Origin of the sequence: Corynebacterium meitnerae, assembly GCF_027570075.1 — a bacterium.
Taxonomy (GTDB): domain Bacteria; phylum Actinomycetota; class Actinomycetes; order Mycobacteriales; family Mycobacteriaceae; genus Corynebacterium; species Corynebacterium meitnerae.
In genome coordinates this window covers 1-497 of the sequence record NZ_JAKMUS010000043.1, presented here as the reverse complement: position 1 = coordinate 497, position 497 = coordinate 1, and the positions used below count along the sequence as shown (strand labels likewise).

Annotated in this window: 1 protein-coding gene; it reads left to right on the top strand. The window is 54.9% G+C overall.

Annotated features, from left to right (window positions below):
* Positions 1 to 50 precede the first annotated feature (50 nt).
* Positions 51 to 497, top strand: a 447-nt coding sequence (locus L8U60_RS10750; protein WP_269966359.1) for a hypothetical protein, incomplete at its 3' end; no start/stop codon positions are given.

Genomic DNA, 497 nt, shown 5'->3' with positions numbered 1-497 from the left:
CCTTAGCTGCCAGGCTGGTTGTGAACCATTAACCGAGGAGGTTTTTGTTCATGACTGAGTTTGATGTTCCCCGTTTGGTTCCTGTTGATTCTGGTGCTGTGTCGTTTCAGCGCCGTGAGCAACTTGCCCAGGTTGCTCTTGAGCCCCCGGAAGGCAAGCGTGTGCTTCGCAGTGGTGTGAAAGCTGCTGATGTGTTGGGGTTGGAGGTCGTTGTCCTTGATGCAGGTGCTGTGCTTGATGATGAGGTGGCTTCTAGCTGGCAGGCCGGTCGCTACGTTTTCACGCCCAGCCAGCCGTATCCGTGGGGTGTAGATTTCACTGAGGACCAAAAGCTCCAGATGGTCAGCATCTATCGGGCGTTGCCTTATGGGGCGAAAGCGCGGTGGCGTGCACGTCAGGGCGTACACGCCACGAAGATGCATCGATGGGGGCAACGGTTAGGGTTGCCATCATTTATGCAGCAAAAGCAGGATTTGGTTAGGCCTAATCTTGCTGAA